This window comes from Streptomyces calvus, assembly GCF_006782915.1.
GTDB lineage: Bacteria > Actinomycetota > Actinomycetes > Streptomycetales > Streptomycetaceae > Streptomyces > Streptomyces calvus.
The window spans coordinates 223,915-249,072 of sequence record NZ_VCNP01000004.1; the positions used below are offsets into that span (position 1 = coordinate 223,915).

The following is a 25,158-nucleotide window of genomic DNA, read 5'->3' on the forward strand; positions in this document are numbered from 1 at the left end:
TGTGTGCGGGCGGCCGGGCTCCGGGGGCCGTCGGGGCGGTTCAGTCCCGGCGTGCGGCCAGGCTCGCCGGGCGGAGGTCGGTCCAGTGGGCCTCCACGTAGGCCAGGCAGGCCTCGCGGGTGTCCTCGCCGAAGGCCGTGCGCCAGCCGGCCGGCACCTCCGCGAAGGACGGCCACAGCGAGTGCTGGTTCTCGTCGTTGACCAGCACCAGGTAGCGGCCCTGCGGATCCTCGAAGGGGTTGGTCGTCATGCGCGTTCACTCCTCGTGGGCAGTGCGGTGAACAGGTCGGACAGACGTCGTTCCGGGGCGGCGGCCGCGTCCCGCAGCAGGGCGAGCAGGCCGTCGGCGAGCCGCCGTGCCGTGGCGGTGCCGAGCAGGCCGGTGTCGTGGACGATCGCGCAGTGCACCGGCCCGGCGCCGCGCGGTTCGTGGAAGCCGAGGGTCAGCTCCGCCCGCGCCGAGCCCGTGGGGTGGGCCCGGAGCGAGCCCAGTGACCCCTCCAGCCGTGCCAGGTCGGCCTGTTCGTGGTGGACCACCATGACCTGCGGCCCCTCGGCGGGCAGACCGGTGGCGCGCACCACCGCGTCGAACGGCACGTCCTGCCGGTCCAGCGCGCCGAGCGTCGTCTCCCGTACGCGGGCGAGCAGTTCGCAGTAGGACGGGTCGCCGGTCGTGTCGGTGCGCAGCACGACGGTGTTGAGGAAGCAGCCGACGAGATCGTGGAGCCGGTCGTCGCCGCGGCCGGCGACCATGGTGCCGATGGGCAGGTCGGTGCCCGCGCCGTGGGCGGTGAGCAGGGCCGCGAGGGCCGCGTGCAGCACCATGAACATGCTGGTGCCGGTGGTGCGGGCCAGCCGGTCCACGTCGGCGTGCAGCCGCTCGTCGAGCACGAAGGCGACCTGGCCCGCCTCGCGCCGGGCCGCGGCGGCGGGCCGGGGCCCGTCCGCCGGCAGGTCGAGCACGGCCGGTACGTCCGTCAGCACCCGCCGCCAGTAGGCGAGTTGCCGTCCGCCGCGGCTGTCCGGGTCGGTGAGGTCGCCGAGGGTGTCGTGGGCCCAGCGGGTGTAGTCGGCGTACGTCACCGGCAGCGGCTCCCAGCCGGGTTCGCGGTGTGCGGCGCGGGCGGCGTAGGCGGTGGCCAGGTCGCGGAGCAGCGGCACCACCGACCATTCGTCCGCTGCGAGGTAGTGCAGGGTCAGCAGCAGCGCCTGGCGGCCGTCCGGCGCGGTGAGGAGCCTGGCCCGCAGCGGTGCCTCCCGCGTCGGATCCAAGTCCGCGGAGGCGAGTTCGGCCAGGCGCCGGTCGAGGTCCGCGCAGTCCTCGACGGCCAGGACGGGTGGTTCCACCGCGCGGGGGAACACGCTGCCGTCGCGCTCGGTGAACGCCGTGCGCAGCGGCTGGTGACGGGCCGTCACATCGGCCAGCGCGGCGGCGAGCGCGTCCGCGTCCAGACCGCCCGGGCCGCTCAGCACCAGGGCGTGGTCGGGGCGCGGATCGCGCCGGTGGGCGTCCCACTGCCACCGCTGGACGGGCGCGACGGGCCGGTCGGGGGCCACGGCCGCGCCGTCCCCGGACGGCCGCAGCGCGGGCCGGGCGGCGGCCGCGCCGTCGAGCTTGGTGGCGAGCCCGGCGACGGTCAGCGCGTCGAAGACGTCCCGGATGCCCAGTTCCGCGCCGAACTCGGTGCGGATCCGGCCCAGCAGCCGCATCGCCGCCATCGAATGGCCGCCCAGCGCGAAGAAGTTGTCGTGGACGCCGACCCCGTCCAGCCGGAGGATCTCGCGGAACAGTGCGGCCAGCCGGGCCTGCGTCGGGGTGGCGGGGTCGGCGTCGCCGGTCATGGCGGACCAGTCCGGTGCGGGCAGTGCCCTGCGGTCCAGCTTGCCGTTCGGGGTGAGCGGCAGCGGCCCGTCCAGCGGCACCACGAGCGCCGGGACCATGTACTCGGGGAGCAGCCCGGCGACATGGGCGCGCAGCGCCTGCGGGTCGGGTTCCGCGTCGCCGTCGGGCACCACGTAGCCGACGAGGCGCACGATGTCCCCGTCGCGGTCCGCGGTCACGGTGGCCTGAGCGACGGCCGGGTGTCCGGTGAGCGCGGCCTCGATCTCGCCGAGCTCGATGCGGAACCCGCGGATCTTCACCTGGGTGTCCACCCGGCCGAGGAAGTCGAGGTTGCCGTCGGACCGCCAGCGGGCGCGGTCGCCGGTGCGGTACATCCGGGCGCCGGGCGGTCCGAACGGGTCGGCGACGAACCGTCCGGAGGTCAGCGCGGGCCTGCCGAGGTAGCCGCGGGCGAGGCCCCGCCCGGCCACGTACAGCTCTCCCGCCACGCCCGGCGGGACCGGACGCAGACGCTCGTCGAGCACGTAGCAGCGGGTGTTGGGGTCGGGGCGGCCGATCGGGACCCGGCCGGGCGGGCGGCCGCCGTGCTCGCGGGAGGGCCACAGGGTGGAGTTGACCGTGGCCTCGGTGAGGCCGTAGGCGCAGATCAGGTGGGCGGTGGAGCCGAACCGTTCGAACAGGTCCGGTGGGACCGTCTCGGTGCCGACCAGGACCGTCGAGTCCTCGGGCAGCCGGCAGCCGGGCGGCAGGGCGGAGACCAGGGACGGCGGCAGGATCATGTGGGTGATCCGCTGGTCGGCGAGGAAGTCGGTGAGGGCGGGTCCGGCGACCCGGGCCTCCTCGGGGATCAGGACCAGCCGGCCGCCGTGGCACAGCGCCATCGCCACTTCGAAGACGAACACGTCGAAGCCGGTGGAGGCGAACTGGAGCACCCTGCTGTCGGGGCGCAGGCCCATCCGGTCGACGGCGGTGGCGACCAGGCTCGCGATGCCCTCGTGCGGGACGACGACGCCCTTGGGCCGGCCCGTCGAACCGGAGGTGTAGATGACGTACGCGGCGCGGTCCAGCGGGACGGGCCGGTGCTCCGGCGCGGTGTCGGGCAGCCGGTCGAGTGCGGTGGCGGTCGCGGGCGCGTCGAGCAGCAGTACGGGGACGCCCGGCACGTCGGGGATCTTGCCGGCCACCGGTTCGCTGCCGACGACGAGCGTCGCGCCCGAGTCCTCGATCATGTAGGTGAGCCGGTCGGCCGGGTGCGCGAGGTCCAGCGGCAGGAACGCCGCGCCGAGCCTCAGCACGGCGAGCACGGTCGCGATCATGTCGATCGACCGGGGCACGGCCACGCCGACCACGCTCTCGGTTCCCACGCCGTGGGCGGCGAGGAGCCGTGCGATGCGGTCGGATCGCCGGTCGAGCCCGGCGTACGTCACCGAGCGGGAGCGTTCGACGACGGCGACCGCGTCGGGCCGTTCGGCGAGCCGGCGGGCGAACTGGCCGGGCAGGGAGGTCTCTTCGACGTCCCGGGCGGTGTCGTTGAAGCGTTCCAGGACCAGGCGGCGTTCGTCGGCGGAGAGGATCCCGGCCCGGGAGAGGGGCTGTTCGGGTGCGGCGGTCAGCGCGGTGACGAGGCGGCGCAGCCGCTGTCCGATCGCCTCGGCGGTGTCGTGGTCGTACAGCTCGGTGGCGTACTCCAGGCGGCAGCGCAGCGAGCCCGGCCGGCCGTCGCGGCCCTGGTGCTCGGTGAAGCTGAACACCAGGTCGAACTTGGCGGAGTTGACACGGAAGGGCAGGTGTTCGGCGCTCAGGCCGGGCAGGTCGAGTGCGTCGCCGGTGCGGACGTGGTGGCCGACCATCACCTGGAACAGCGGGTTGCGGGAGAGGGAGCGGGTCGGGTTGATCGCCTCCACCACCGACTCGAACGGCACGTCGGCGTGGGAGAAGGCGGCCAGGTCGCTCTCGCGGATCCGGGCCAGCAGTTCGGTGAACGTGGGATCGCCGCTCAGGTCGGCCCGCAGCACCAGCGTGTTGACGAAGAAGCCCACCAGGTCGTCGAGGGCCTGGTCGCCGCGGCCCGCGATCGGCGCGCCGAGCGGGATGTCCGTTCCGGCGCCCAGGCGGTGCAGCAGCGTGGCGACGGCGGCGTGCACCACCATGAACATGCTGGCGCCGGTGGACCGGGCGAGCCGCCGCAGTCCTTCGTGCACGGCAGTGTCGAAGTCGATGTCGAGGGCGGCCCCGGTGAACGCCGGACGTGCGGGCCGCGGCCGGTCGGCGGGCAGTTCGAGTTCCTCCGGCGCTCCCGCCAACGCGGTGCGCCAGTACGCCAGTTGGCGTGCGGCCGGGCTGTCCGGGTCGGCGGGGTCGCCGAGCAGCCGCCGCTGCCACAGGGCGTAGTCGGCGTACTGGACGGGCAGTGCGGGCCAGTCCGGGGCCGTGCCGGTGAGGCGGGCGCGGTAGGCGGTGGCCAGGTCGCGCAGGAACGGGCGGTCGGACCACTCGTCGGTGGTGATGTGGTGCAGCAGCAGCACGACGACGTGGTCCTCGGGCGTGATCTCCACGAGCGTGGCGCGCAGCGGCAGTTCGCGGGCGAGGTCGAACGGCCGGGCGACGGCGGCGTCGACGATGCCGGGCACCTCGTCCTCGGTCGCGCGGAGGTGCTCCACCGCCGGGCGGGCCTCGTCGGCGGGCAGCACCCGCTGGTACACCCGGCCGTCGCGCTCGGTGAAGACGGTGCGCAGCGCCTCGTGACGGGTCGTCACATCGGTGAGGGCGGCGCTCCACGCCGTCCGGTCGAGCGGTCCGCGCACCCGCATCACCAGGGGGAAGTTGTACGCGGCGGAGGTGCACTCGATCTGCTGGACGACCCACAGCCGCTGCTGGGCGTGGGACAGCGGCAGTTCGGCGGGCCGCTCTGCGGCGGTGAGCGCGGGGCGGGCGGCGGTGTCCGAGCGGGCGGTGCGGCGGGCCAGTTCGGCGACGGTGGGCGCCTCGAAGAGGTCCCGGATGGCGAGTTCGACGTCGAGGGCGGCGCGGGCGCGGCTGACCAGGCGGGTGGCCAGCAGGGAGTGCCCGCCGAGGTCGAAGAAGTCGCTGTCGACGCCGATGCCGTCCGCGGGCAGGCCGAGCACGTCGGCGAACAGGGCGCGCAGGGTCTCCTCGCGCGGGGTGCGCGGCGGGCGGACGGTGCCGGTGGCGGTGAGGTCGGGGGCCGGCAGCGCCCTGACGTCGAGCTTGCCGTTGACGGTCAGCGGCAGGCCGTCCACCGGGACGAGCGCGGAGGGCACCATGTAGTCCGGGAGGCCCGCCTTCAGGTGTTCCCGGAGCCGCTGGAGCAGGTCCTCCCCCGCTGTCGCGCCCGCCTCCGGCACGACGTAGCCGACCAGGCGTTTCGTCCCGGCGGTCTGGGCCACGACCACGGCGGCGTGGGCGACCTCGGGGTGTGCGGACAGGGCGGCGGCGATCTCGGCCGGCTCGATGCGGTAGCCGCGGATCTTCACCTGGTCGTCGGTGCGGCCGAGGAAGTCCAGCAGCCCGTCCGGCCGTTGCCGTACCAGGTCACCGGTGCGGTACATGCGCTCGCCCGGCTCGCCGAACGGGTCGGCGACGAAGCGTTCCGCCGTCAGGCCGGGACGGTCGTGGTAGCCGCGGGCCAGCCCGGTGCCGGAGATGTACAGCTCGCCGGGGCAGCCCGGCGGGACCGGGCGGAGCATCGTGTCGAGGACGTGGGCGCGGGTGCCGCGGATGGGCAGGCCGACGGTCGGGGTGGCGCTGTCCGTGGTGGAGCCGCCCAGGGTGTTGATCGTGTACTCGGTGGGCCCGTACAGGTTGTAGCCGTAGGTGCCCTCCGTGCGGCGCAGCCGGGTCCACACCGTGTCGGACACGGCCTCGCCGCCGAGCAGCACCAGGGCGGGCCGGTGCCTGGCCCCGCTGTCGTCCCGCTCCAGCAGGCCCTCCTCGATGAGCAGTTGGGCGTAGGTCGGGGTGACGTTGACGACGTCGATGCCGTGCCGGTCGCAGTAGGCCACCAGGGCCTCGGCGTCACGGCGCAGTTCCTCGTCGCAGACGTGGACCTCGTGGCCCTCGACGAGCCACAGCAGCTCCTCCCACGACATGTCGAAGGCGAACGACACGGTGTGCGCGATGCGCAGCCTTCGGCCGCCGGCGGAGGCGATGGCCGGGTCGAAGATCTCCCGCTGGTGGTTGAGCTGCATGTTCGTCAGGCCGCGGTAGGGGGTGACGACGCCCTTGGGCCGTCCGGTGGAGCCGGAGGTGTAGATGATGTACGCCGGGTGCTCCAGCCGGTCCGGGAGGCCACGGGCGAACGCGGGCCGTTCGGCGTCGGTGACCGGGCCGTCCGGCAGCGCGGCGAGTTCGGCGGCCACGGCCGGGTCGTCGAGGAGCAGTTCGGGCGCGAGCGCTCCGGTGTCGTCCCGCAGGGCGGGGGCGACGGAGGTGGTGGAGAGCAGGCACAGCGGGCCGGTGTCGGCGACCATCAGGCGCAGCCGTTCGGCGGGGTGGTCGAGGTCGAGCGGCAGGTAGGCGGCGCCGGTGCGCAGCACCGCGAACAGCGCGGCGACCATGTCGAGGGAGCGGGGCAGTGCGAGGGCGACGGCCCGTTCCGGGACCGCGCCGCGGGCCAGCAGCAGCCGGGCCAGCCGGTTGATGCGGGCGTCCAGTTCGGCGTAGGTGAGGGCCTGTTCGCCGAAGACCAGCGCCACCGCGTCGGGGGTGCGGGCGGTCTGGGCGGCGAGCAGGTCGGCGACGGTGTCGTCGGGCACCGGTGCGCGGGAGGTCTCCCGGGCGGCGGCCAGGGCGGCCCGCTCGGCCGGCAGCAGCAGGTCCAGGCCGGCGGTGCGGGCGGCGCCGGCGTCCGCACCGGCGAGGGCTTCGACGAGGCGTTCCAGTACGGCCGTGAAACGCTCCAGGACCGCCGTCGCGGCGTCGGCGTCGAACACGTCGGGCCGGGCGGCCAGGGTCACCCGCAGCCGGGTCTCCGGGGTGACGATCAGGGTGAGCGGGAAGTGGGTGCCGTCCACGTTGGACATGCCGGTGATGCCGTGCCGCTGCCGGAGCGCGGCGGCCCGCTCCTCGCCGTCTGCGGAACGCAGCACGAACAGGGTGTCGAACAGCCGGCGGTGGCCGGTCTCCTGCTGGAGCGTGCCGAGTCCCACGTACTCGTACGGCATGACCGCGGCGCGTTCGGACTGGGCCCTGCGCACCAGGTCGAGCAGGGGTTCACCGGGCCGGAAGGCGATGCGGGCCGGGACGGTGTTGAGGAACATGCCGATGATGCCGGCGGCGTCGGGCACGTCGGCGGGCCGTCCGGCGACCGCGGTGCCGAAGGCGACGTCCGTGCGGCCGGTCAGCGCCGACAGGACCAGTGCCCAGGCCGTGTTCAGCACGGTGTTCGCGGTGAGTCCGTGCCGGCGGGCCGTGTCGCGCAGCCGGTCGCTCAGCTCCCGGCTCAGCGTGGTGTCGAAGTCCGCGGGGATCACCGGGGCGCCGTCGCGTCCGGCCGGGGCGACCAGGGTCGGCTCGTCGAACCCGGCGAGCGCGCCCCGCCACGCCGCGAGCGCCGCGCCGGTGTCCTGCCGGTCCAGCCAGGCCAGGTAGTCCCGGTAGGAGCCGGGGGCGGGCAGTCCGGTGACGTCGCCGGCGCGCTCGTACAGCGTGAACAGTTCTTCCAGGAACAGCCAGGCGGACCAGCCGTCCCACACGATGAGGTGGTGGGTGACGACCAGCCGGTCCCGGCCCTCTGCGAGGTGCAGCAGGAGCAGGCGGGCCAGCGGCGGCGCGGTCAGGTCGAAGCGGCGGCGGCGGTCGGCCGCGAGGAGTTCCTCCGTGCGGGCCCGCTGCTCGTCGTCCGGCAGCCCGGTCAGGTCGTGCTCCACGAGCGGGATCTCGGCGTGTTCCGCGATGAACTGCACCGGGCGGGGCAGGCCGTCGCTGACGAAACCGGCGCGCAGCCCGGTGTTGCGCTCCAGCAGCGACCGGCAGGCGGCGCGCAGCCGGCCGGCGTCCAGGCGGTGGTCGAGGTCGAGGGTCTCCTGGGAGAGGTAGACGTCGAGGGTGTCGCCCGTGTCGTAGGTGGCGTGGAAGTACATGCCCTCCTGGAGCGGCGACAGGGGCCAGATGTCGGCGACTCCGAAGGCGCCGGCGGCGGCCTCGACGCGTGCGGTCTCCTCGGCGTCGAGTGCGGGCCCGGCGGGCGGCTCGGGGGCCGGCGGGGTGCCCGCCGCCGTGGTGAGCTGGGCCAGCAGGGCGCGCAGCGCGGGATCGACGGCGGCGCCCGACCGTTCCTGCTGGGCCAGTACGGCCTCCAGTGCGGCCGCCGCCCGGCCCGCCTCGGCGGCCGGGACGGTCACGGCGGTGGTGTCCGCGCCGGCCGGGTCGTCGTGGCCGGTGGTGACCGGGCGGGCCGCGGCGGCCAGTTGGGCCGGGGTGCGGCGCTCGAACACGTCGCGCGGGCCGAGGACGAGGCCGTGCTCCCTGGCCCGGGTGGCGACGGTGATGGAGGTGAGGCTGTCGCCGCCGAGGGTGAAGAAGTCGTCGTCGGGGCCGATGCCGGGCACCCCGAGCACCTCCGCGAAGACCGTGCACAGGGCCCGCTCCCGCTCGTCGGCGGGGGCGCGTCCTCCGGTCGCGGGGGCGAGGGTCGGGGCGGGCAGCGCGTCGGTGTCGAGCTTGCCGCTCGGGGTCAGCGGGAGCGTGTCGACAATGACGACGGCGCCGGGCACCAGGGCCGCGGGCAGTGTTCCGGTGAGGGCCGCGCGCAGTGCCGCGCCGTCCGGCGGGCCGCTGCCGGGCGCGGGTACGGCGTAGCCGACGAGCATGCCGTCGCGGACGGTCACGGCGGCCCGGGCGACGCCGGGCAGGCCCCGCAGCGCCGCCTCGATCTCGCCCGGTTCGACGCGGTTGCCGCGGATCTTGATCTGCCGGTCGGTGCGCCCGAGGTACTCGACGGTGCCGTCGGCGCGCCGCCGGACCAGGTCACCGGTGCGGTACATCCGCTCGCCGGGCGCCCCGAACGGGTCGGCGACGAACCGCTCGGCGGTCAGTCCCGGACGGTCGTGGTAGGCGCGCGCCAACTGCACGCCCGTGAGGTGGAGTTCGCCGGGGACTCCGTCGGGCACCGGGCGCAGGAAGGGGTCCAGGACGTAGAGCCCGGTGTTCCACACGGGCCGGCCGATCGGCACGGTGACGTCGTCGCCGCCCTCGTAGGCGAAGTACGTCACGTCCACGGCGGCCTCGGTGGGGCCGTAGAGGTTGTGCAGCGGGACCGGGTCCCGTCCCGAGCGGGCCGTGAGCTCGTGCCAGCGGGCCGCGTCCGCGCCGGGGAGCGCCTCGCCGCTGCAGAACACGCGGCGCAGGCTCGCCGCCCAGTCCGGGCCGCCGGCGCCGCTCTCCACGGCCCGCAGGAACGCGGCCAGCATCGACGGCACGAAGTGCAGGGTGGTGATCCGCCGGGTGCGGACGAGTTCGGCGAGCTGGGCCGGGTCGCGGTGGTCGTCGGGCCGGGCGAGGACGAGGCCGGCGCCTTCCAGCAGCGGCCAGAAGAACTCCCACACCGACACGTCGAAGCCGGACGGCGTCTTCTGCAGCACCCGGTCGTCGGCGGTGAGCCGGTAGGTGTCCTGCATCCAGGCGAGGCGGTTGACGACGGCGCGGTGGGTGACGACCACGCCCTTGGGGCGGCCGGTGGAGCCGGAGGTGTAGATGAGGTAGGCGGGGTGGTCGGGTCCGGCGGGCCGGGCCGGGACGTCGGGGACGTCCTCGTCGGCGTCGACCAGCAGGTGCCGCAGGCCCGGTGTCCCGGGGAGGCGTCCGGCGGCCTCGGTGGTGGTGACGACGGTGCGTGCCCCGCTGTCGCCGAGGACGAACGCGACCCGGTCGGCGGGATAGTCGAGGTCGACGGGCAGATAGGCGGCGCCGGACTTGAGGACGCCCAGCAGGGCCACCACCAGCTCCGCCGAGCGGGGCACGGCGACGGCGACGAACCGCTCGGGTCCGGCGCCGCGGGCCCGCAGCCGTCGGGCCAGCGCCTCGGCGCGCCGGTCGAGTTCGGCGTAGGTGAGCGTGACGTCCTCGAAGCAAAGTGCCGTGGCGTCGGGGGTGCGTGCCGCCTGCCGTGCGAACAGTGAGGCGAGGGTGGCGGGTGGCACCGGGTGGACGGTGTCGTCGCGTGCGGTCAGGCGGCGTTGTTCGCGCGGGGACAGCAGGGCGGTGCGGGCGACCGTGCGGCCGGGGTCGTCCACCAGGGTGCGGGCGAGGGCGAGGAAGTGGTCGGCGATGCCGGTCACGGCCGCCCGGCTGAGCCGTGCCGGGTCGTGCTTGAACCGCAGGCGCAGCCCGCCGCGCTCCGGCTCGACGATCAGCGCGAGGGGGTAGTGCACGGTGTCGAACACCTCGACGCCCGTGACGTGCAGGGTGTCCGCGGCGTCTCCGGTCGTGGGGCCGGCGCCGGGCTGGTTCTCGAACACGACGAGCGTGTCGAAGAGTTCGCCGCCGCCCGCGGTGCGCTGGATGTCGGCGAGACCGAGGTGGTGGTGGTCGAGGAGCGCCGCGTGTTCGTCCTGGAGGCGGCGCAGCAGACCGGTGAGGGGCTCGTCGGGCCGCAGGCGGACGCGGGCCGGGACGGTGTTGATGAACAGGCCGACGGCACGGTCCAGGTCGGCCGTCCCGCCGCCCCGGCCGGAGACGGTGCTGCCGAACACCACGTCGCGGCCGCCGGTCAGGCCGCCGAGGAGCACGCCCCACAGGCCGTGGACGACGGTGCTCGTGGTGAGGCCGTGGGCGCGGGCGCAGGCGGTCAGACCGGTGGTGAGGTCGTCGGGCAGCCGCAGGTCGAGGCGCCCGGGCCCGGCCGGCGGCTCCTCGGCGGCCGGCGCGGTGAGGGCGTCGGTGAGCCGGGTCGGTCCGGGCAGTCCGGCCAGCGCCCGGCGCCACGCGTCGCGCGCCGCGTCGCGGTCCCGCCCGGCCAGCCAGGCCAGATGGGGGCGCGGGTCGAACGGCTCGGGCAGCTCCTCGTCGCGGTGGGCGGCGAGCAGTTCGCGCAGCAGGACGGCGAGGGACCAGCCGTCGGCGACGATGTGGTGCAGGGTGAGGAGCAGCCGGTGGCGCCGGCCGTCGCGGATCAGGGTGGCCCGCAGCAGCGGGGGCCGGGCGAGGTCGAACGGCTCGGTACGGTCCGCGGCCAGGACGGCGTCCAGGGTGGTCCCGGTGGTATCGGTCTCCCGCCACGGCAGGGTCAGGTGCTCGGGCAGCCGCTGGACGACGCGTCCGTCGGGCAGTTGGCGGAACGCGGCCCGCAGCAGCGGATGCCGGTCGAGGAGCCGTTGCAGGGTCCGCCGCAGCCGGCCGGCGTCGACCGGACCCGCCAGGTCGATGAGTTGCTGGACGAGGTACGGGTCGGTGGTGCCGGTGTCGTAGCGGGCGTGGAAGAAGAAGCCCTCCTGGAGCGGGGAGACCGGCAGGGCGTCGTCGTCCAGGCGGACCGGCGGCGCGGGCGGTGCGGCGGGCGCGGCCCGGTCGGCGGTGCGGGCCAGCGCGGCCACGGTCCGCTGCCGGAACACGTCCCGGGGCGTGAGGGCCAGTCCGGCCGCACGGGCGCGGTTGACGAGCTGGATGGCGACGATGCTGTCGCCGCCCAGGGCGAAGAAGCTGTCGTGGACACCGACCGAGGGCATGCCGAGGACGTCCGCGAACAGTGCGGCGAGAGTGGTCTCGGCCGGGGTGGCCGGCGCGTCGGTGCCACTCAGCGCGGTCCATTCGGGGGCGGGCAGGGCCCGGCCGTCGAGTTTTCCGTTGGGTGTCAGCGGGAGCGGGCCGTCGATGACGACGACGGCGGACGGCACCATGAAGTCCGGCAGGACGTCGGCGACGCGGGCCCGGGCGGCGGTGACGGCGGCGTCCGTGTCCGCCTCGCCGGCCGCCGGGACGAGGTAGGCGACCAGGCGGGTGACGCCACGGTGGTCCCGGCGCGGCAGGACCGCGGCCTGCGCGATGCCGGGGCAGGCCATGAAGGCGCTCTCGATCTCACCGGGTTCGATCCGGTGGCCGCGGATCTTCAGCTGGCCGTCGGCGCGGCCGAGGAACTCCAGGTTGCCGTCGGCGGCCCAGCGCACCCGGTCGCCGGTGCGGTACATGCGGCTGCCGGGCGCGCCGAACGGGTCGGCGACGAACCGCTCGGAGGTCAGCGCGGGCCTGCCGAGGTAGCCGCGGGCCAGTCCGCGCCCGGCGACGTACAGCTCGCCCTCGGCGCCCACGGGGACCGGGCGCAGCGCCGCGTCCAGCACGTAGGCGCGGGTGTTGGGGTCGGGGCGGCCGATGGGGGCGGGGCCGGGCCGGCCGGGTTCGGCGGTCCAGAGCGTGGAGTTGACGCTGGCCTCGGTCAGGCCGTACGCGACGACGACCTTCAGCCGGCCGGCCCAGCGGGCGATCAGCTCGCCGGGCACCGCCTCGGTGCCGACGACGAGGACGGCGCCCTCGGGCAGTTCGCACTCCGGCGGCAGCGCGGAGACCAGCGACGGCGGCAGGATCATGTGGGTGGCGCGGTGTGCGGCGATGTAGTCGGTGAGGGCGGGCCCGGCGACGCGGCGCTCGGCGGGGACGACGACGATCCGTCCGCCCACGCACAGCGACATGATCAGGTCCCAGACGGTCACGTCGAAGCCGACGGACGCGAACTGCACGACGCGGCTGTCCGGTCCGACGCCGATCCGGTCGGTCGCGGTGGCGATCAGGCTGCCGACGCCGTCGTGGGTGACGACGACGCCCTTGGGGCGGCCGGTGGAGCCGGAGGTGTAGATGACGTACGCGGCCCGGTCGAGCGTGAGGGGCAGTGCGAGGTCCGACGCGTCCTGTGCTGCCTGCTCGGCGGCCGTCTCCGGGTCGTCCAGGAGGACGCGGGTGGCGCGGGTGTCGGGGAGTTCGCCGGCCAGGGCGGTCACGGTGACGACGGTGCGCGCGTCCGCGTCGGACAGCATGTGTGCGATGCGGTCGCGCGGGTGGTCGGCGTCCAGCGGCAGATAGGCGGCGCCGGTCTTGAGCACCGCGAGCAGGCAGACGACGAGTTCGGGCGAGCGCGGCAGGGCCACGGCGACCACGTCCTCGGCCCGTACGCCGCGCGACGTGAGGAGGCGGGCGAGCCGGTTGGCGTCGGCGTTCAGCCCGGCGTACGTCAGGTGCCGGTCCTCGAAGACCAGCGCGACGGCGTCGGGTGTGCTGCGGACCTGCTGTTCGAAGGCGGCGGGCCAGGTGAGTTCGGGCACCTCGCGCGGTGACACGCCGAACTCGTCGAGCAGGGCGCGGCGTTCACCGGCGTCGGTGAGGTCGATGCGTCCGAGGGGCCGGTGGGGGTCCTCGGCCAGGGTGTCGAGCAGGGCGAGGAAGCGGCGCTCGTGGGCGCGCAGTGCGGCCTCGTCGCACATCGCGGCGTCGGCGTCGAGGTGGACGCGGACGCCGTGCCCGTCGGGTGTGTGGGTGAAGGTGAAGGCGAGGTCGCCGGCCGGGCCGAGCCAGAGCGGGTGGAGTTCGGCGGTGAGGCCGGCGAAGGGCAGGGCGGTGGTGCCGGGGAGGATGTTGACGGTCGGGCCGACCAGTTCGGGCAGTCCGTCGGCCAGTCCGAGGTCGCGGGCCAGGTCCTCGGCCCGGTAGCGGCCGTGGTCGACGGCCTCGGCGACGGTGTCCCGTATCCGGGCGGCGAGTTCGGCTCCGGTGGTGCCCGGGCCGACCCGCACCCGCAGGGGCACGACGTTGGACACCATGCCGGGGACGGTTGCCGTCGCGTCGTCGGAACGTGCGGTGACCGGCAGGCCGAGGACGAGGTCCGGTGCGCCGGTGACGCGGTGCAGGTAGGCGGCGACGGCGGTGATCAGCAGGCGGGAGCGCCGGACGCCCGTGCCGCGGGCGGCGGCGTCCAGCCGGGCGGTGGCCCGTGCGTCGAGCAGGGTGGAGCGCCTGACCCGGCGTGTCATCGGCGCGGGTGCGCGTTCCACCAGGCGTACGGGCTCGGGACGGTCGGCCATCCGGTCGAGCCAGTGGGCGCGGTCCGCGCGGTGCCGTCCGGAGGCGCGGTACGCCCGGTCGGCGTCGGTCAGCCGGGCGAGCGTCCAGTCGGCGGCGGGTGGCGGCTGCTCGCCGGCGCCGTAGATCTCGCCGGCGCGGCGGGTGACGAGGGCGACGCCCAGGCCGTCGACGAGGATGTGGTGGTAGCGCTGGTACCAGAGCACGTGGTCGTCGGCGAGCCGCAGGACGGCCTGCGCGTACAGCGGGCCGGCGGTGAGGTCGGCGGGCCGGTCCCGGTCGGCGTCCATCCAGGCGGCGGCCGCCCGGTCCGGGTCCGGCTCGTCCCGCAGGTCCAGGACGGGCACGTCCACGGGGACCCGTGCGATGCGCTGCCGCGGCCCGGTGTCGTCGGCGGTGACCCGGACGTGGAGGGCCTCGGCCTCCTCGACGGCCCGGCGGACCGCGGCGGCCAGCCGCCCGTGGTCGACGTCGCCGCGCAGGTCGAGGACGAAGGCGAGGGTGTAGGCCGAGCTGTCCGGCTCGATCTGCTGAGCGAGCCAGATGCCGGACTGCGCGCCTGTCAGGGGCGTCCCGGCCTCGGTCGTCCGGTCCGACTCGGCGTCAAACATCGTAGGAGAGCCCTTCCCTGATGTGCGTCGGTGAGCAGTCGTGGGACGTGTCGGCGGGCCGGTGGGGCCGGACGGCGGGCGCGCCGCGGCCCGGCCCCGCCGGTGTGCGTCGGGGGCGGTGGCGTGCCGGCCGGCCCGTGGGGGCCGGCGGGCGCCGCGCGGGGCCTACTCGACGGCGGTGATCAGCGGGGTGATCTCGTCGATCGCGTACGGGATCGACAGGACCGTGTTGAAGGAGAACGCCGCGCCGATGTCCGGGTCCTGGTAGGGCACGAACAGGTCCCGCTCGTCCTGGACGACCTTCAGTTTCCGGTACAGCGGCTCCGCCTTGATGCGGTCGTTGGCGTCGGTGCCGGAGGTGACCCAGACCAGGCGGTCGACGTCGAGGACGCTCAGTTTCTCGGCGCTGAGTTCGGCCACGTTCCAGCCGGGCTTGGCCAGCTTGTCGATCTGCGGCTCGAGCTTGAAGCCGAGTTCCTTGAAGAAGATCGCCTTGGGGTCGTTCGTGGTGAACGCCGAGTACTTGCCGGCTTCGAAGCTGTCGGCGACGGCGAGGGTCAGCTCGGCGAACTCGGGGTGCTTGTCGCGGACTTGGCCGAACCGGTCGCCGATGTCCGAGATCAGCTTCTCGGCCTGCTCGTCCTTGCCGAGGGCCTTGCCGATCTGGCGGGTCATCACCTGCCAGGGCGCGCCGTAGTCCGGGTGGTCCTTCGGCTGGGCGACGACCTTGGTGAACCGGGAGAGCGTGTCGTACTGCTCCTTCTTCATGCCCGAGTACTGGGCGATGACCAGGTCGGGCTGGAGCGCGGCGATCTTCTCCATGTTGTACTCGTCGCGCTCGCCGACGATCTCCGGTGTGTCGGAGCCCCAGGGGTCCCTGGTCCAGGGCCACTTGCCGTACGGCTTCTCCTTGAACCAGTCCACGGCGCCGACGGGCTTGGCGCCGAGGGCCAGCACCGCGTCCTGGTCCGACAGGCCGAGCGTGACGATCCGCTTCGGCTCCTCGTCGATGGTGGTGCTGCCGTACTTGTGCGCGACCGTGACCGGGAACGCCCCGGACTGCGCGCCCGCTCCGGCCGAGGACGAGTCGCCCTTGTCCGAGGAGGAGTTGTCGGTCCCGCCCCCACAGGCGGTCAGGGCGAGCGCGGCGACGGCGGCCACCACCGTTCTCGTGACGAGTCCGGCGATCCGCGCGGGTGCGCGGCGTGTTCCAGTGGACACGTTGGTTCCTTTCACGGGATTCCACAGGAGTGCCGCGCCTGCCGGGCGCGACGTCCCGGGCAGTGCGCGGCGGTGTGGGGGGCTGGGACCTCGGAGCGGGCTATCGGGAGGTGCCGATGCCGTCCGTGAGGGGGCGGGCCGTGCCGGAGGCGGCACGGCCCCGGTCGATGATCGAGTCCAGGATCTCGCCGACCCGGATCGCGATGTTCGACAGCAGGGAGGAGGTGATGCCGTGGGTGTGCTCGGTGCCGCCCTGCAGGTAGATGCCGCAGCGCAGTTCGGGTCCGGTCGCCACGCGGTAGTCGCGTCCGACGCGGACGCGTCCCTCCTCGTCGCGGTGGCAGAGGCCGGCGGTCTCGCCGAGCAGGGCCAGGCCGTCGGCGGGCAGGTAGCCGGTGCCGTAGACGACGACGTCGGCGTCGAGGGCGGTGCGTTCGCCGGTGACGAGGGAGACGACGGTGGCGCGGACCTTGTCCGGGGTCTCGGTGACGCCGGTGAGCCGGGACACGTTGTGGAAGTGGAGCCGTTCGGTGCCGAGCACCTTCTCCTGGTACGCGCGCCGGTACAGGTCCTCGATGAGGTCCGTGTCGACCACGGAGTAGTTGGTGTTGCCGTGGTAGTCCATCAGCTTGCGCTTGACGTCCTCGGGCGCGGTGAAGTACTCGTCCACCGCGTCGGGGTCGAAGATGCGGTTGGCGAAGTTGCTGTCGTCGGCGGGGCTGTAGCCGTAGCGGGAGAAGACGGCGTGGACCTCGGCGCCGGGGAAGCGGCGGTGCAGGTAGGCCACGTTCTCCGCGGCGCTCTGGCCGGCGCCGACGACGACGAACCGGGAGGGGTTCGTTCCGTCCAGGGCGTCCACCCTGGCCAGCAGGTCGGAGTTGTGCCAGATGCGTTCCGAGCGTTCGACGCCCTCCGGCATGCGCGGCCGCAGCCCGGTGCCGATGACCAGGTTGCGGGCCCGGTGCACCACGAGTCCGTCCCCGGAGCGTGCCGTGACGTCGAGGTACTCCACCGTTCCGTCGCGCAGGACCGGTTCGACGGCGACGACCTCGTGGCCGTAGGAGACCATGTCGTCGACCTTCGCCGCCGCCCACTCGAAGTAGTCGTGGAACTCCATGCGCAGCGGGAAGAAGTTCTTGTGGTTGACGAAGTCGATCAGGCGTCCCTTGCTCTGCAGATAGCTCAGGAAGCTGTATTCGCTGGTGGGGTTGCGGAGGGTCACCAGGTCTTTGAGGAAGGACACCTGCATCGTCGCGTCGTCGATCAGCATGCCCCGGTGCCAGCCGAAGGCCGGCTGGCGCTCGAAGAAGTGGGCGGTGACCGCCTCTTGCCTGCCGACGCGCGTGTTGTGCTCGCTGAGCGCGATCGCCATGGCCACATTGGACGGCCCGAAGCCGATGCCTATGAGGTCGTGGACCAGTGGTGCGTCGCCAGGAAGAACCTGAGCCATGTCACTCCCATTCGTGCGGGCGGCCGGAGGTCCGGCGTCGGGAATTACGGGAGGAAGGGCGCGCCGAGAGCAGGACAGCGGACCCGCGAAACTTAGGGAAGCCTAAGCTCAGCTTGGCCGACTGTCGACTGGACAAAACAGGACAGTAATCGAGTTCGATCAACTGACGGATCATCAATCACCGTTCACCGACGCCCCGTTGCAGCGTTAGGTAAGCCTTGCTTTACTGTCGGCGGCCAGTCCCTGCCGGAGGAGGAACCACATGCGGGTCGTCATGTTCGGTTATCAGACCTGGGGTCATCGCACCCTGCGGGCCCTGCTGGATTCCGAGCACGACGTGGTGATGGTGGTGACACACCCCCGCAGCGAGCACGCCTACGAGCGGATCTGGAGCGACTCGGTCGCCGAACTCGCCGAGGAGCACGGCATCCCCGTCCTCATCCGCAACCGCCCGGACGACGAGGAACTGTTCGCGCGGCTCAAGGACGCCGACCCGGACATCATCGTCGCGAACAACTGGCGGACGTGGATCCCGCCGCACATCTACGGCCTGCCGCGCCACGGCACGCTCAACGTGCACGACTCGCTGCTGCCGAAGTACGCGGGCTTCTCCCCGCTCATCTGGGCCCTCATCAACGGCGAGCCCGAAGTCGGCGTCACCGCGCACCTGATGGACGAGGTGCTCGACGCCGGGGACATCGTCCTCCAGCGCGCGGTTCCGGTCGGGCCGACGGACACCGCGACCGACCTGTTCCACAAGACCGTCGACCTCATCGCGCCGGTCACCACGGGCGCCCTCGACCTGATCGCCTCCGGGCGGACCGAGTTCACCAAGCAGGACCGTTCCCGGGCGAGCTTCTTCCACAAGCGGTCGCTGGAGGACAGCCGCATCGACTGGAACTGGCCCGCCGAGGACCTGGAGCGCCTGGTCCGGGCACAGTCCGCCCCCTATCCGAGCGCCTTCACCTTCCACAAGGGCCGGCGTCTGGAGGTGCTGTCCGCCGTGGTGTCCCAGGGCCGCTACGGCGGGACGCCCGGCCGCATCTTCTACCGCGAGGGCGACGGCGTGGTGATCGTCGCCGGCGCCGACGCGCGGACCGGCCGCAACCACGGCCTGGCCATCACCCGCGTACGCACCGAGGACGGACGGGAGTTGGGCGCGACCGAGTACTTCACCTCGATGGGCGGCTACCTCACCGGCCGGCCCTGAGACGGCAGCACACGGACGGTGCGCGCGGACGGTGCGCGTGGACGGTGCGCGTGGACGGTGCGCGCGGACGGTGCGCGCGGACGGTGCGCGCGGACGGGCGGCTGCCGGCCCGCGCACACCGCCCGCCGTCCCGCCGTTCGCCGTCTGCCCGTCTGCCCGTCTGCCCGTCTGCCCGTCTGCCCGTCTGCCCGTCTGCGAGAATGAACGCCGATTCATGGGCGCCGCCGACGGTCTGAACCACGTCGCGCAACGCGGTGCTCACCGTCCGGCAGGAGCCCCACACGATGTCACCACAGCAGCAGGCCCCGCGCGGCACGACGGAACGGCCGGGCGGCGAGCGGCTCGGCACGGAGGAGCTGCGGGCCGACTGCGCGAGCTGTTTCGGACTGTGCTGTGTGGCCCTGCCGTTCGCCCGGTCCGCCGACTTCGCCGAAGACAAGCCCGCCGGCCGGCCGTGCGCCAACCTCCGTGCCGACTTCCGCTGCGGCATCCACGCGCGGCTGCGCGACAGCGGCTATCCCGGCTGCACCGTCTTCGACTGCTTCGGCGCCGGCCAGAAGGTCTCCCGGGTCACCTTCGGCGGCACGGACTGGCGCCGGGCACCGGGGACGGCGCGGTCCATGTTCGAGGTCTTCCCCGTCATGCGGCAGCTGCACGAGCTGATGTGGTACGTCACCGAGGCCCTCGACCTCGCACCCGCGCGGCCCGTCCACCGGGAGCTGCGGCGGGCGCTGGCCCGTGTCGACGGCCTGACCCGCGGTGACGCCGCCTCGGTCGTCCGGATCGACGTGAACGCGCTGCGCGCCGAGGTCAACACGTTGCTGCTGCGCGCCAGTGAACTCGTCCGGGCCGAGGTGCCCGGGCGCAGGAGGAACCACCGGGGCGCCGACCTGATCGGCGCGAAGCTGTCCGGCGCCGGGCTGCGGGGAGCGAGCCTGCGCGGCGCCCTGCTGGTCGCCGCCGACCTCAGCGGTGCCGACCTGCGCGTCGCGGACCTGATCGGGGCGGACCTGCGCGACGCCGACCTGAGCGGCGCCGACCTCACCGGTGCCCTGTTCCTCACCCAGGCGCAGCTCAACGCGGCCAGGGGCGACGCGACGACCGTACTGCCCCCGGCCCTGGCCCGGCCCGCTCACTGGTAGTCCGGCCGTGCCCGCGTCGTGAGGTCAGCCGGCGGCGTGGTCCACGCGCAGCCGGACCTGTTCCTCCAGCCGCCGCAGGCTGCCGTCCAGGGCGTCGCCGACCGCCCGCTCGCCCGGGTCGTGGCCCTCGTCGAAGAAGGAGAGGTGCACGGTGACCTCGCTGGCTCCGCTGCCGATGCCGGCGACCTGGAGCCAGCCGGCGTAGGCGCCCTGGTCACGGGTGCCCCATTCGAGCCGCATCTGGTCGCGCCGCGCCCGCAGCAGCGCGGAGGTGTCCTCGTCGGAGCGGTCCTCGTGCACGGTGACCGCGGGCGGTTCCTCGGCGTGCACGTGCAGTTCCGCGGGCAGCCAGTCGGACATCTGGTCGATGTTCGCCGCCTGGTCGAAGACCTGCTCGGGCTGGGCGGGCATCGTGCGTGAACGCTCGTACTCGGTCATGGCGGTGGCGTCTTTCCGTTCGGATCACACGGGGTGTGCCTCGGGCCGGGCCGCCGCGCGCCGCGACGCCGGGGCGTGCCGCGCGGGCGGCCCGGGGCGGAGGGCGCTATTCGTTGCCGAACACCGCCTTCTGCACCTCGTTGGGGCCGTCGAACTGCTCGCTGCCGGCCTGCGTCAGCTTCTCGACGAGGGTGTCGTCGGCGCCGTTGCTCCTGGCCAGCGAGACCAGGTCGTCGCGGCTGGCGGGGTAGTCGGCGCCCTTGAGTGCTTTCTGCAGGTCGATCGGGCTGAGGTCGGCCATGGCAGCCTCCCGTGACGGACGGCGCGGCGAATCCGCGCGAGGACGGTGCGAGTACCCGTCCCGCCGGGAGGTGATTCACCACCGCGGCGCGCCGCCGAGCAGGTACGGGCGCGGCGTCGAGCTGGTGCGTCCGTGCGGTCCGAGTACGCGCACTCAGGCGCGGCGCGCCCGCCGCGCGCGAGGCCGGCCGGCGAGGTTCCCGTCTGCCGGAGAGGACGTACTCTTGCCCAGCCCCGCCGCCGTTCTGCTGCCGTTGTCCGGGCGGCTCACCGTCACCCGTGGCACCATCATGACTCGCCGGCCGATCCCGCCCCCGTGCCGGCCGCCCTGCGCCGGGCCGGGGTGAAGTCGGTGGTGCCGGCGACGGCGGGGGCCGTGGCCCGTGCCCGTGCTGGGACGCGCCCTGGCCAGCGGCGGGCACATCCCGTCCACCGCCGGTCCGCGCACGCGGCGGACGCGCTCGACGCCGCGGCACGGGCGGTGCGGTCGGGCCGTCATGTGCTCATCCACGCCGAGGGCGGCCTGCCGACGCGCAGGGACGCCGCCTGCGCGGCGCCCCTGCCGTAGCCGCACCGGCCCGGCGCGGCTGTCGGCGGCGACGCATCGCCGGTCTGTCCGCCGTGATCGCCGCAGGCGGAGGCGCCGCGGTCGTCGTGCCCGTGGGCCGGGCGGGTGCGCGACCGGCCGGCGCCCGGTTCGTCCGTCAAACAAGCTCGCGGGCGTACCGACCGCGCCGGTGCGGCGGCCGCGGTTCCACGTCCGCATCGGCCGTCCCGTGCGCCTGCCGTCCGGGACGCCCGCCGGTACGACGGCGGCCCACCGCGCGGTCAGCACCGCCCGGCGGCAGGCGACCCGGGCCGTGGGCGAGCCGCCCGCGACGGTCGGCACCGTGCCATGGATGCCGTGAACCGCTGCGGCAGGTCACCACTGGTCCGCTTGGCGCACCTGGTATCCGTCGCCGTCCCCGCCGGTGTCCCCGCCGGTGTCCGCATCCGTGCCGACGCTCTCCACATCGGTGCCGACGCCGGTGTCCACGCCGGTGTCCGTGTCGGTATCGGTGTCCGTGTCGGTATCGGTGTCCGTGTCGGTGTCGGTGTCCGTGCGTCCGACCAGGCGCTCGTAGCGCTGCCGGGCGGCCTGCGGGCTGCGCAGCCCGAGGCCGAAGGCGATCTCCGGCCAGGTCATGCCGCGTCCGCGCGCCATCTGCAGCAGGCCGAGCTCCACCTCGTCCATCTCGGCGCGGGCGCGCGGTACGAGGCTCAGCGCGGCGGTGATGTCCGCGCGGTCCACCTCGGGTTCGCCGTCGTCCAGCAGCGCGGCGCCGCTGAGCAGGAACGACACGAGCCTGACCGCCTCGTGCGGGCTGATCACCCCCGGATGGGTCTGGCGCCGGCGCTGGGCGTCCGTGGCGGCGTGCCGCTCGGCGATGCGGAACAGGGAGGCGTGCACCCGCCGCGCCCGCGCCTCGTCGGAGCTGGGCGGAGTGAAGGGATCGTCGGACCGGGAGGGTTCGGAGGTCGAGGACATGGCACGAGCCTCCCGGATGAACATCTTGTTGTCAACGGAATACAACGTCCCGTGGATGTGCGGTGGGACCGATGACTTCGCGCGCCCGCGCCCGTCCATCCCTACGACGGGCCCGACCGGGCCACAGGACAGGAGCGACACCATGAACACCGGCAGCGGCTTCTCCTACACCCTCACCCGCACGCTCGACGCTCCCGCGGACCGGGTCTGGCGGGCGTGGACCACTCCCGACGAGTACGCCCACTGGGCGTACGCCGCTCCGGGCTCCGTCGAGATGGACGTACGGCCGGGCGGAGCCTGGAAGGCCACCGTGGTCACCCCGGACGGCGACCGGTTCCCGCTGACCGGCTCCTACCTGGAGGTCGCCGAGGACCGGCTGCTGGTGGTGGGAATGGACGTGCCCGGGAAGACCACGATCCGCGTCCGGGGGCCGTCCGGGTCGAGTTCCACGCGCATCGCCGCGGGCTCGGACACAGGACGGCCGCGCCCAGCGCCTCACGTTCTATCAGGTTGGCCTGCGGCAGTCGGCGCAGGGACATCGCCTGCTCGGGGAAGCCGTCGCGCTGCCATAGCGCCCACACGAGGGTGGCTCCGCCGACGGGCACCGCTCCCTCGGCCAGGTACCGCTGTGCTTCGGACAGGGTGGTGGGCAGACGCAACAGCACGACGTTCGACCTGCTTTCCTCGACGGTACGCCGGAACTCGGAACTCGGTCTTGATCAGGGGCACTGCATTCTCGGTACGCGTCCGGGGGCGCGTACAGGGCTCACGGACTCGCCGGCGTGCGCCCGGTTGTGAGCCTTTTGCGCCGGGTCGTTCACGGACCGGCGCGACGGGACGCCACCGGCCGCCCGCCGGGAGCCCGACGCGGACCGGTGGCCGGGGGCCGACCCGGGGCCCTGGGGCGGTGCGCCCGCCGAGGCGGGGTCTCCCGGCCGGTCACAGCAGCCGACGGATCTCACCGCGCACCCGGTAGAAGCCGCCGGCCGCCGGGTGCAGCGCGTCCACCACGTAGCGCGCTCCGGCCGCCCGTATGGCGCGCGGGAACTGCACGTTCCAGGAACCGTCGTAGCCGTCGGAGACGACGTGGACGCGCAGCCGGCCGTTGTCCTGCACGCACTCCACGACGACGGATCCGGACGGGGCCCGGTCGACGGTGGCCACCGCCGTCGCGGTCGTGGCGGGCGCGTAGGTGGGCAGGGCGGCGGCGAGCTTGACGTCCCGCACCGCCGGCACGGTGCCCTGCTGCGCGGCGGTGACGGCGGCCTCGCTCGCGTCCACGCACACCAGCGAGCCGTCCGTGGTCACCAGGTAGAGCCGCTCGTCGCGGTACTGCATCGACAGCGCCGAGCCGCCGCCGGTGCCGAGCTTCCACAGGCGGGTGCCGTCCCGGTCGAAGCAGTAGACGGACGAGGCGGCGTCCCCGGCGAAGACGAACCGGCCACCCGGTGACGTGGCGCAGGAGTACACGGCGCTGTCGCAGGCGTAGGTGGCCTCGACGGTGCCGGTCGCCTTCGACAGCCGCTGCACCACGCGGTGCGCCGTGCCCGCGTAGACGGTGTCGTCCTCCTGCCAGCCGAACAGCACGCCGCCGCGTGTGGGCGTGTGCCACAGCTCGCCGCCGCCGTCGGGCTGGTAGGCCGTCACACCGCGGTGGTGGCCGTGGTAGACGGCGCGGTCGTCGGCGCGGACCATCCAGGCGTGCTCTCCCTGGCTGCGGCGGGTCCACTGGTGTTCGTCCTCGTGGTCGATGACGGTGAGGCGGCCGTCGCGGTCCGAGACGTTCAGCACGCCTTCGTGGATGTCCAGCCAGAAGATGTCGACGTCCGCGGCGATGTCGTAGGCGGCGAACGGGAGTTTGGAGGAGAGGTCGTAGACCCGGCCGTCGTCGCAGCCGGCGTAGATCCAGAAGTCGTCGGCGACCAGGCACTTCACTCCGTCCGGCAGGCTGAAGCGGGCCAGCACCTCACCCTCGTGGTCCAGCGTGAACACGTCGCCCGCCTGGTTGCCGACCCAGCAGCGGTCGTCGTCCACGTGGATGCCGAACGCGGACGACCCGGTGCCGAAGCGCCACAGCACCGGCGCCACGGCACGCGCGGTGGACGGCGCGGAGGCCACCTGCCGCCGCGTCACCGCACGCGGGGCACGCCCGCCGGGCACCGCGGGCGCGTAGCCCTTGCGGACCTTCTCCCCCACCTTCTTCGCGGCCGCGGCCTGGGCCTTGGCCGCCGAGGCGAACGACGTCGTCTGTGTCTGCCCCGCCGCGCCGATCCGGCCGTAGCGCACCGTCACGACCTGTCCGGCGACGGTGACTTCGTAGAACTTGTGCGCGCCGCCGCCTTCCTGCGACAGCTCCAGGTACGTCGTCGTCGGCACCGCGGACCCCGCAGACATGGCAAACCCCTCCCCGGACGGAACCCGGGGCCGTTCCGCCGGGTCCTACTGATCGAAACCGTAGGCGGAGCCACTGACAATGGGTCCTTCGTCACCGCTCACCGCCCCCGCACGAACGAACGGATCCATGAACGCCGCAACGCTGCTGGACGTCCTGCTGGACGCCGCCCGCCGTGCCCCCGACCAGGTCGTCGTCCATGTCCGCGGGGACGGCGGTGAACGGCCCGTGACGTTCCGGCAGTTGCTGGAGGACTCCCTGCGTGTCGCTGGCGGCTTCCGCGGGGCGGGCGTGGCGCCGGGCACCTGTGTACCGGTGCTGGCGGACCACGGTGCGGACTTCCAGCCCCTGTTCTGGGGCGCCCTGGCGGCCGGTCTGGTGCCGGTGCCGCTGGCGCCCGACGCGCGACGGGTGCGTCCCGTGTGGGAGCACCTCGGGCGGCCCCCGGTCGCGGTGGACGAGGCGTGCGCGGAGGTCGCCGGCCGGCTGCCGGACCCGGTGCGCGTGCTGCGGCTGGCGGAGCTGCGGAAGTCCGCCCCGCTCGGCTCCCCCGCCGCTGCCGCCCCGGACGACCTGGCGTTCCTGCAGTTCTCCTCGGGCAGCACCGGCTCGCCCAAGGGCGTGGAACTCACCCACGCGGCCGTCCTGGCCAACCTGCGGCAGCTGACCGAGGCCGCGGCGCTCACGGACCGCGACGTGGTGGTGAGCTGGATGCCGTACTTCCACGACATGGGTCTCATCGGCACCCATCTGGCGCCGATGGCCGCGCGCGCCAAGCAGGTGCGGATCGCCCCCTTGTCGTTCGCGAAGAACCCCCGGCTGTGGTTCGAGGTGGCCTCGGCGCACCGGGCGACCCTGCTGTCGGCGGCCAACTTCGCGCTGGCGCTGGCCGTCCGCCGGGTCCCCGAGGAGGTGTTCGCCGGGCTCGATCTGCGTTCGGTGCGGCTGCTGTTGGTGGGCGCCGAGCCGATCTCACCGGTGGTGTGGCGGGGGGGTGGCGCG

10 protein-coding genes and 3 pseudogenes are annotated in these 25,158 nt (G+C 74.1%); 4 read left to right on the forward strand and 9 right to left on the reverse strand.

The features are described from left to right. Window positions 1–40: 40 nt before the first annotated feature. The 4 genes from FGW31_RS01445 to FGW31_RS01460 form a co-directional block, all read right to left on the reverse strand. The gene (locus FGW31_RS01445; RefSeq protein WP_142191418.1) at window positions 41–250 is read right to left on the reverse strand and encodes an MbtH family protein; all 210 of its coding nucleotides are present in this window, start codon (window positions 248–250) and stop codon (window positions 41–43) included. Further along, window positions 247–14,475: a non-ribosomal peptide synthetase gene (locus FGW31_RS01450; RefSeq protein WP_142191419.1), complete on the reverse strand. Its 14,229-nt coding sequence runs from the start codon at window positions 14,473–14,475 to the stop codon at window positions 247–249. Before FGW31_RS01450 ends, FGW31_RS01445 begins: the two co-directional genes overlap by 4 nt. A 165-nt stretch (window positions 14,476–14,640) precedes the next feature. Further along, window positions 14,641–15,696, reverse strand: a complete 1,056-nt coding sequence (locus tag FGW31_RS01455; protein WP_142191420.1) for an iron-siderophore ABC transporter substrate-binding protein — start codon at window positions 15,694–15,696, stop codon at window positions 14,641–14,643. A 100-nt stretch (window positions 15,697–15,796) separates the two neighbouring features. Next, window positions 15,797–17,146 carry a lysine N(6)-hydroxylase/L-ornithine N(5)-oxygenase family protein gene (locus tag FGW31_RS01460; protein WP_142191421.1) on the reverse strand — a complete coding sequence of 450 codons (1,350 nt, stop codon included), beginning with the start codon at window positions 17,144–17,146 and terminating at the stop codon, window positions 15,797–15,799. A 262-nt stretch (window positions 17,147–17,408) separates the two neighbouring features. On the opposite strand from FGW31_RS01460, the gene FGW31_RS01465 reads away from it, so the two are divergent. Next, complete coding sequence (locus FGW31_RS01465) at window positions 17,409–18,356, forward strand: methionyl-tRNA formyltransferase (protein WP_142191422.1); 948 nt, start codon at window positions 17,409–17,411, stop codon at window positions 18,354–18,356. Between the two features lie 284 nt (window positions 18,357–18,640). Continuing rightward, entirely contained in the window at window positions 18,641–19,498 is an 858-nt protein-coding gene (locus FGW31_RS01470) for a pentapeptide repeat-containing protein (protein WP_142191423.1), read from the forward strand. Window positions 19,499–19,522: 24 nt separating this feature from the next. Here FGW31_RS01470 and FGW31_RS01475 read toward each other — a convergent pair whose 3' ends face one another. From FGW31_RS01475 to FGW31_RS01490, 3 genes and pseudogenes are all read right to left on the reverse strand, one after another. Continuing rightward, entirely contained in the window at window positions 19,523–19,936 is a 414-nt protein-coding gene (locus tag FGW31_RS01475) for an SRPBCC family protein (RefSeq protein WP_142191424.1), read from the reverse strand. A gap of 106 nt (window positions 19,937–20,042) precedes the next feature. Further along, window positions 20,043–20,237: a DUF2795 domain-containing protein gene (locus FGW31_RS01480; RefSeq protein WP_142191425.1), complete on the reverse strand. Its 195-nt coding sequence runs from the start codon at window positions 20,235–20,237 to the stop codon at window positions 20,043–20,045. A gap of 1,083 nt (window positions 20,238–21,320) precedes the next feature. Next, window positions 21,321–21,764: pseudogene (locus FGW31_RS01490) on the reverse strand (DNA-binding protein); the annotation flags it as partial. 142 nt (window positions 21,765–21,906) lie between these two features. On the opposite strand from FGW31_RS01490, the pseudogene FGW31_RS01495 reads away from it, so the two are divergent. Then, a pseudogene (locus FGW31_RS01495) lies at window positions 21,907–22,173 on the forward strand (SRPBCC domain-containing protein); the annotation flags it as partial. Between the two features lie 64 nt (window positions 22,174–22,237). Here the strand turns inward: FGW31_RS01495 and FGW31_RS35440 are convergent. Both FGW31_RS35440 and FGW31_RS01505 read right to left on the reverse strand, forming a co-directional pair. Beyond that, a pseudogene (locus tag FGW31_RS35440) lies at window positions 22,238–22,429 on the reverse strand (FAD binding domain-containing protein); the annotation flags it as partial. A gap of 274 nt (window positions 22,430–22,703) precedes the next feature. Next, window positions 22,704–24,158, reverse strand: coding sequence for a WGR domain-containing protein (locus FGW31_RS01505; RefSeq protein WP_142191426.1), 1,455 nt, complete (start codon window positions 24,156–24,158; stop codon window positions 22,704–22,706). A 127-nt stretch (window positions 24,159–24,285) separates the two neighbouring features. Between FGW31_RS01505 and FGW31_RS01510 the strand changes: the two genes are divergently transcribed. After that, the coding region (locus tag FGW31_RS01510) for an AMP-binding protein (protein WP_142191427.1) at window positions 24,286–25,158 on the forward strand (873 nt) is incomplete at its 3' end.

Coding starts and splice junctions, on each gene's coding strand:
- FGW31_RS01465 (WP_142191422.1), top strand. CDS start 17,409: ATGCGGGTCGTCATGTTCGGTTATCAGACCTGGGGTCATCGCACCCTG.
- FGW31_RS01445 (WP_142191418.1), bottom strand. CDS start 250: ATGACGACCAACCCCTTCGAGGATCCGCAGGGCCGCTACCTGGTGCTG.
- FGW31_RS01460 (WP_142191421.1), bottom strand. CDS start 17,146: ATGGCTCAGGTTCTTCCTGGCGACGCACCACTGGTCCACGACCTCATA.
- FGW31_RS01475 (WP_142191424.1), bottom strand. CDS start 19,936: ATGACCGAGTACGAGCGTTCACGCACGATGCCCGCCCAGCCCGAGCAG.
- FGW31_RS01480 (WP_142191425.1), bottom strand. CDS start 20,237: ATGGCCGACCTCAGCCCGATCGACCTGCAGAAAGCACTCAAGGGCGCC.
- FGW31_RS01505 (WP_142191426.1), bottom strand. CDS start 24,158: ATGTCTGCGGGGTCCGCGGTGCCGACGACGACGTACCTGGAGCTGTCG.
- FGW31_RS01470 (WP_142191423.1), top strand. CDS start 18,641: ATGTCACCACAGCAGCAGGCCCCGCGCGGCACGACGGAACGGCCGGGC.
- FGW31_RS01450 (WP_142191419.1), bottom strand. CDS start 14,475: ATGTTTGACGCCGAGTCGGACCGGACGACCGAGGCCGGGACGCCCCTG.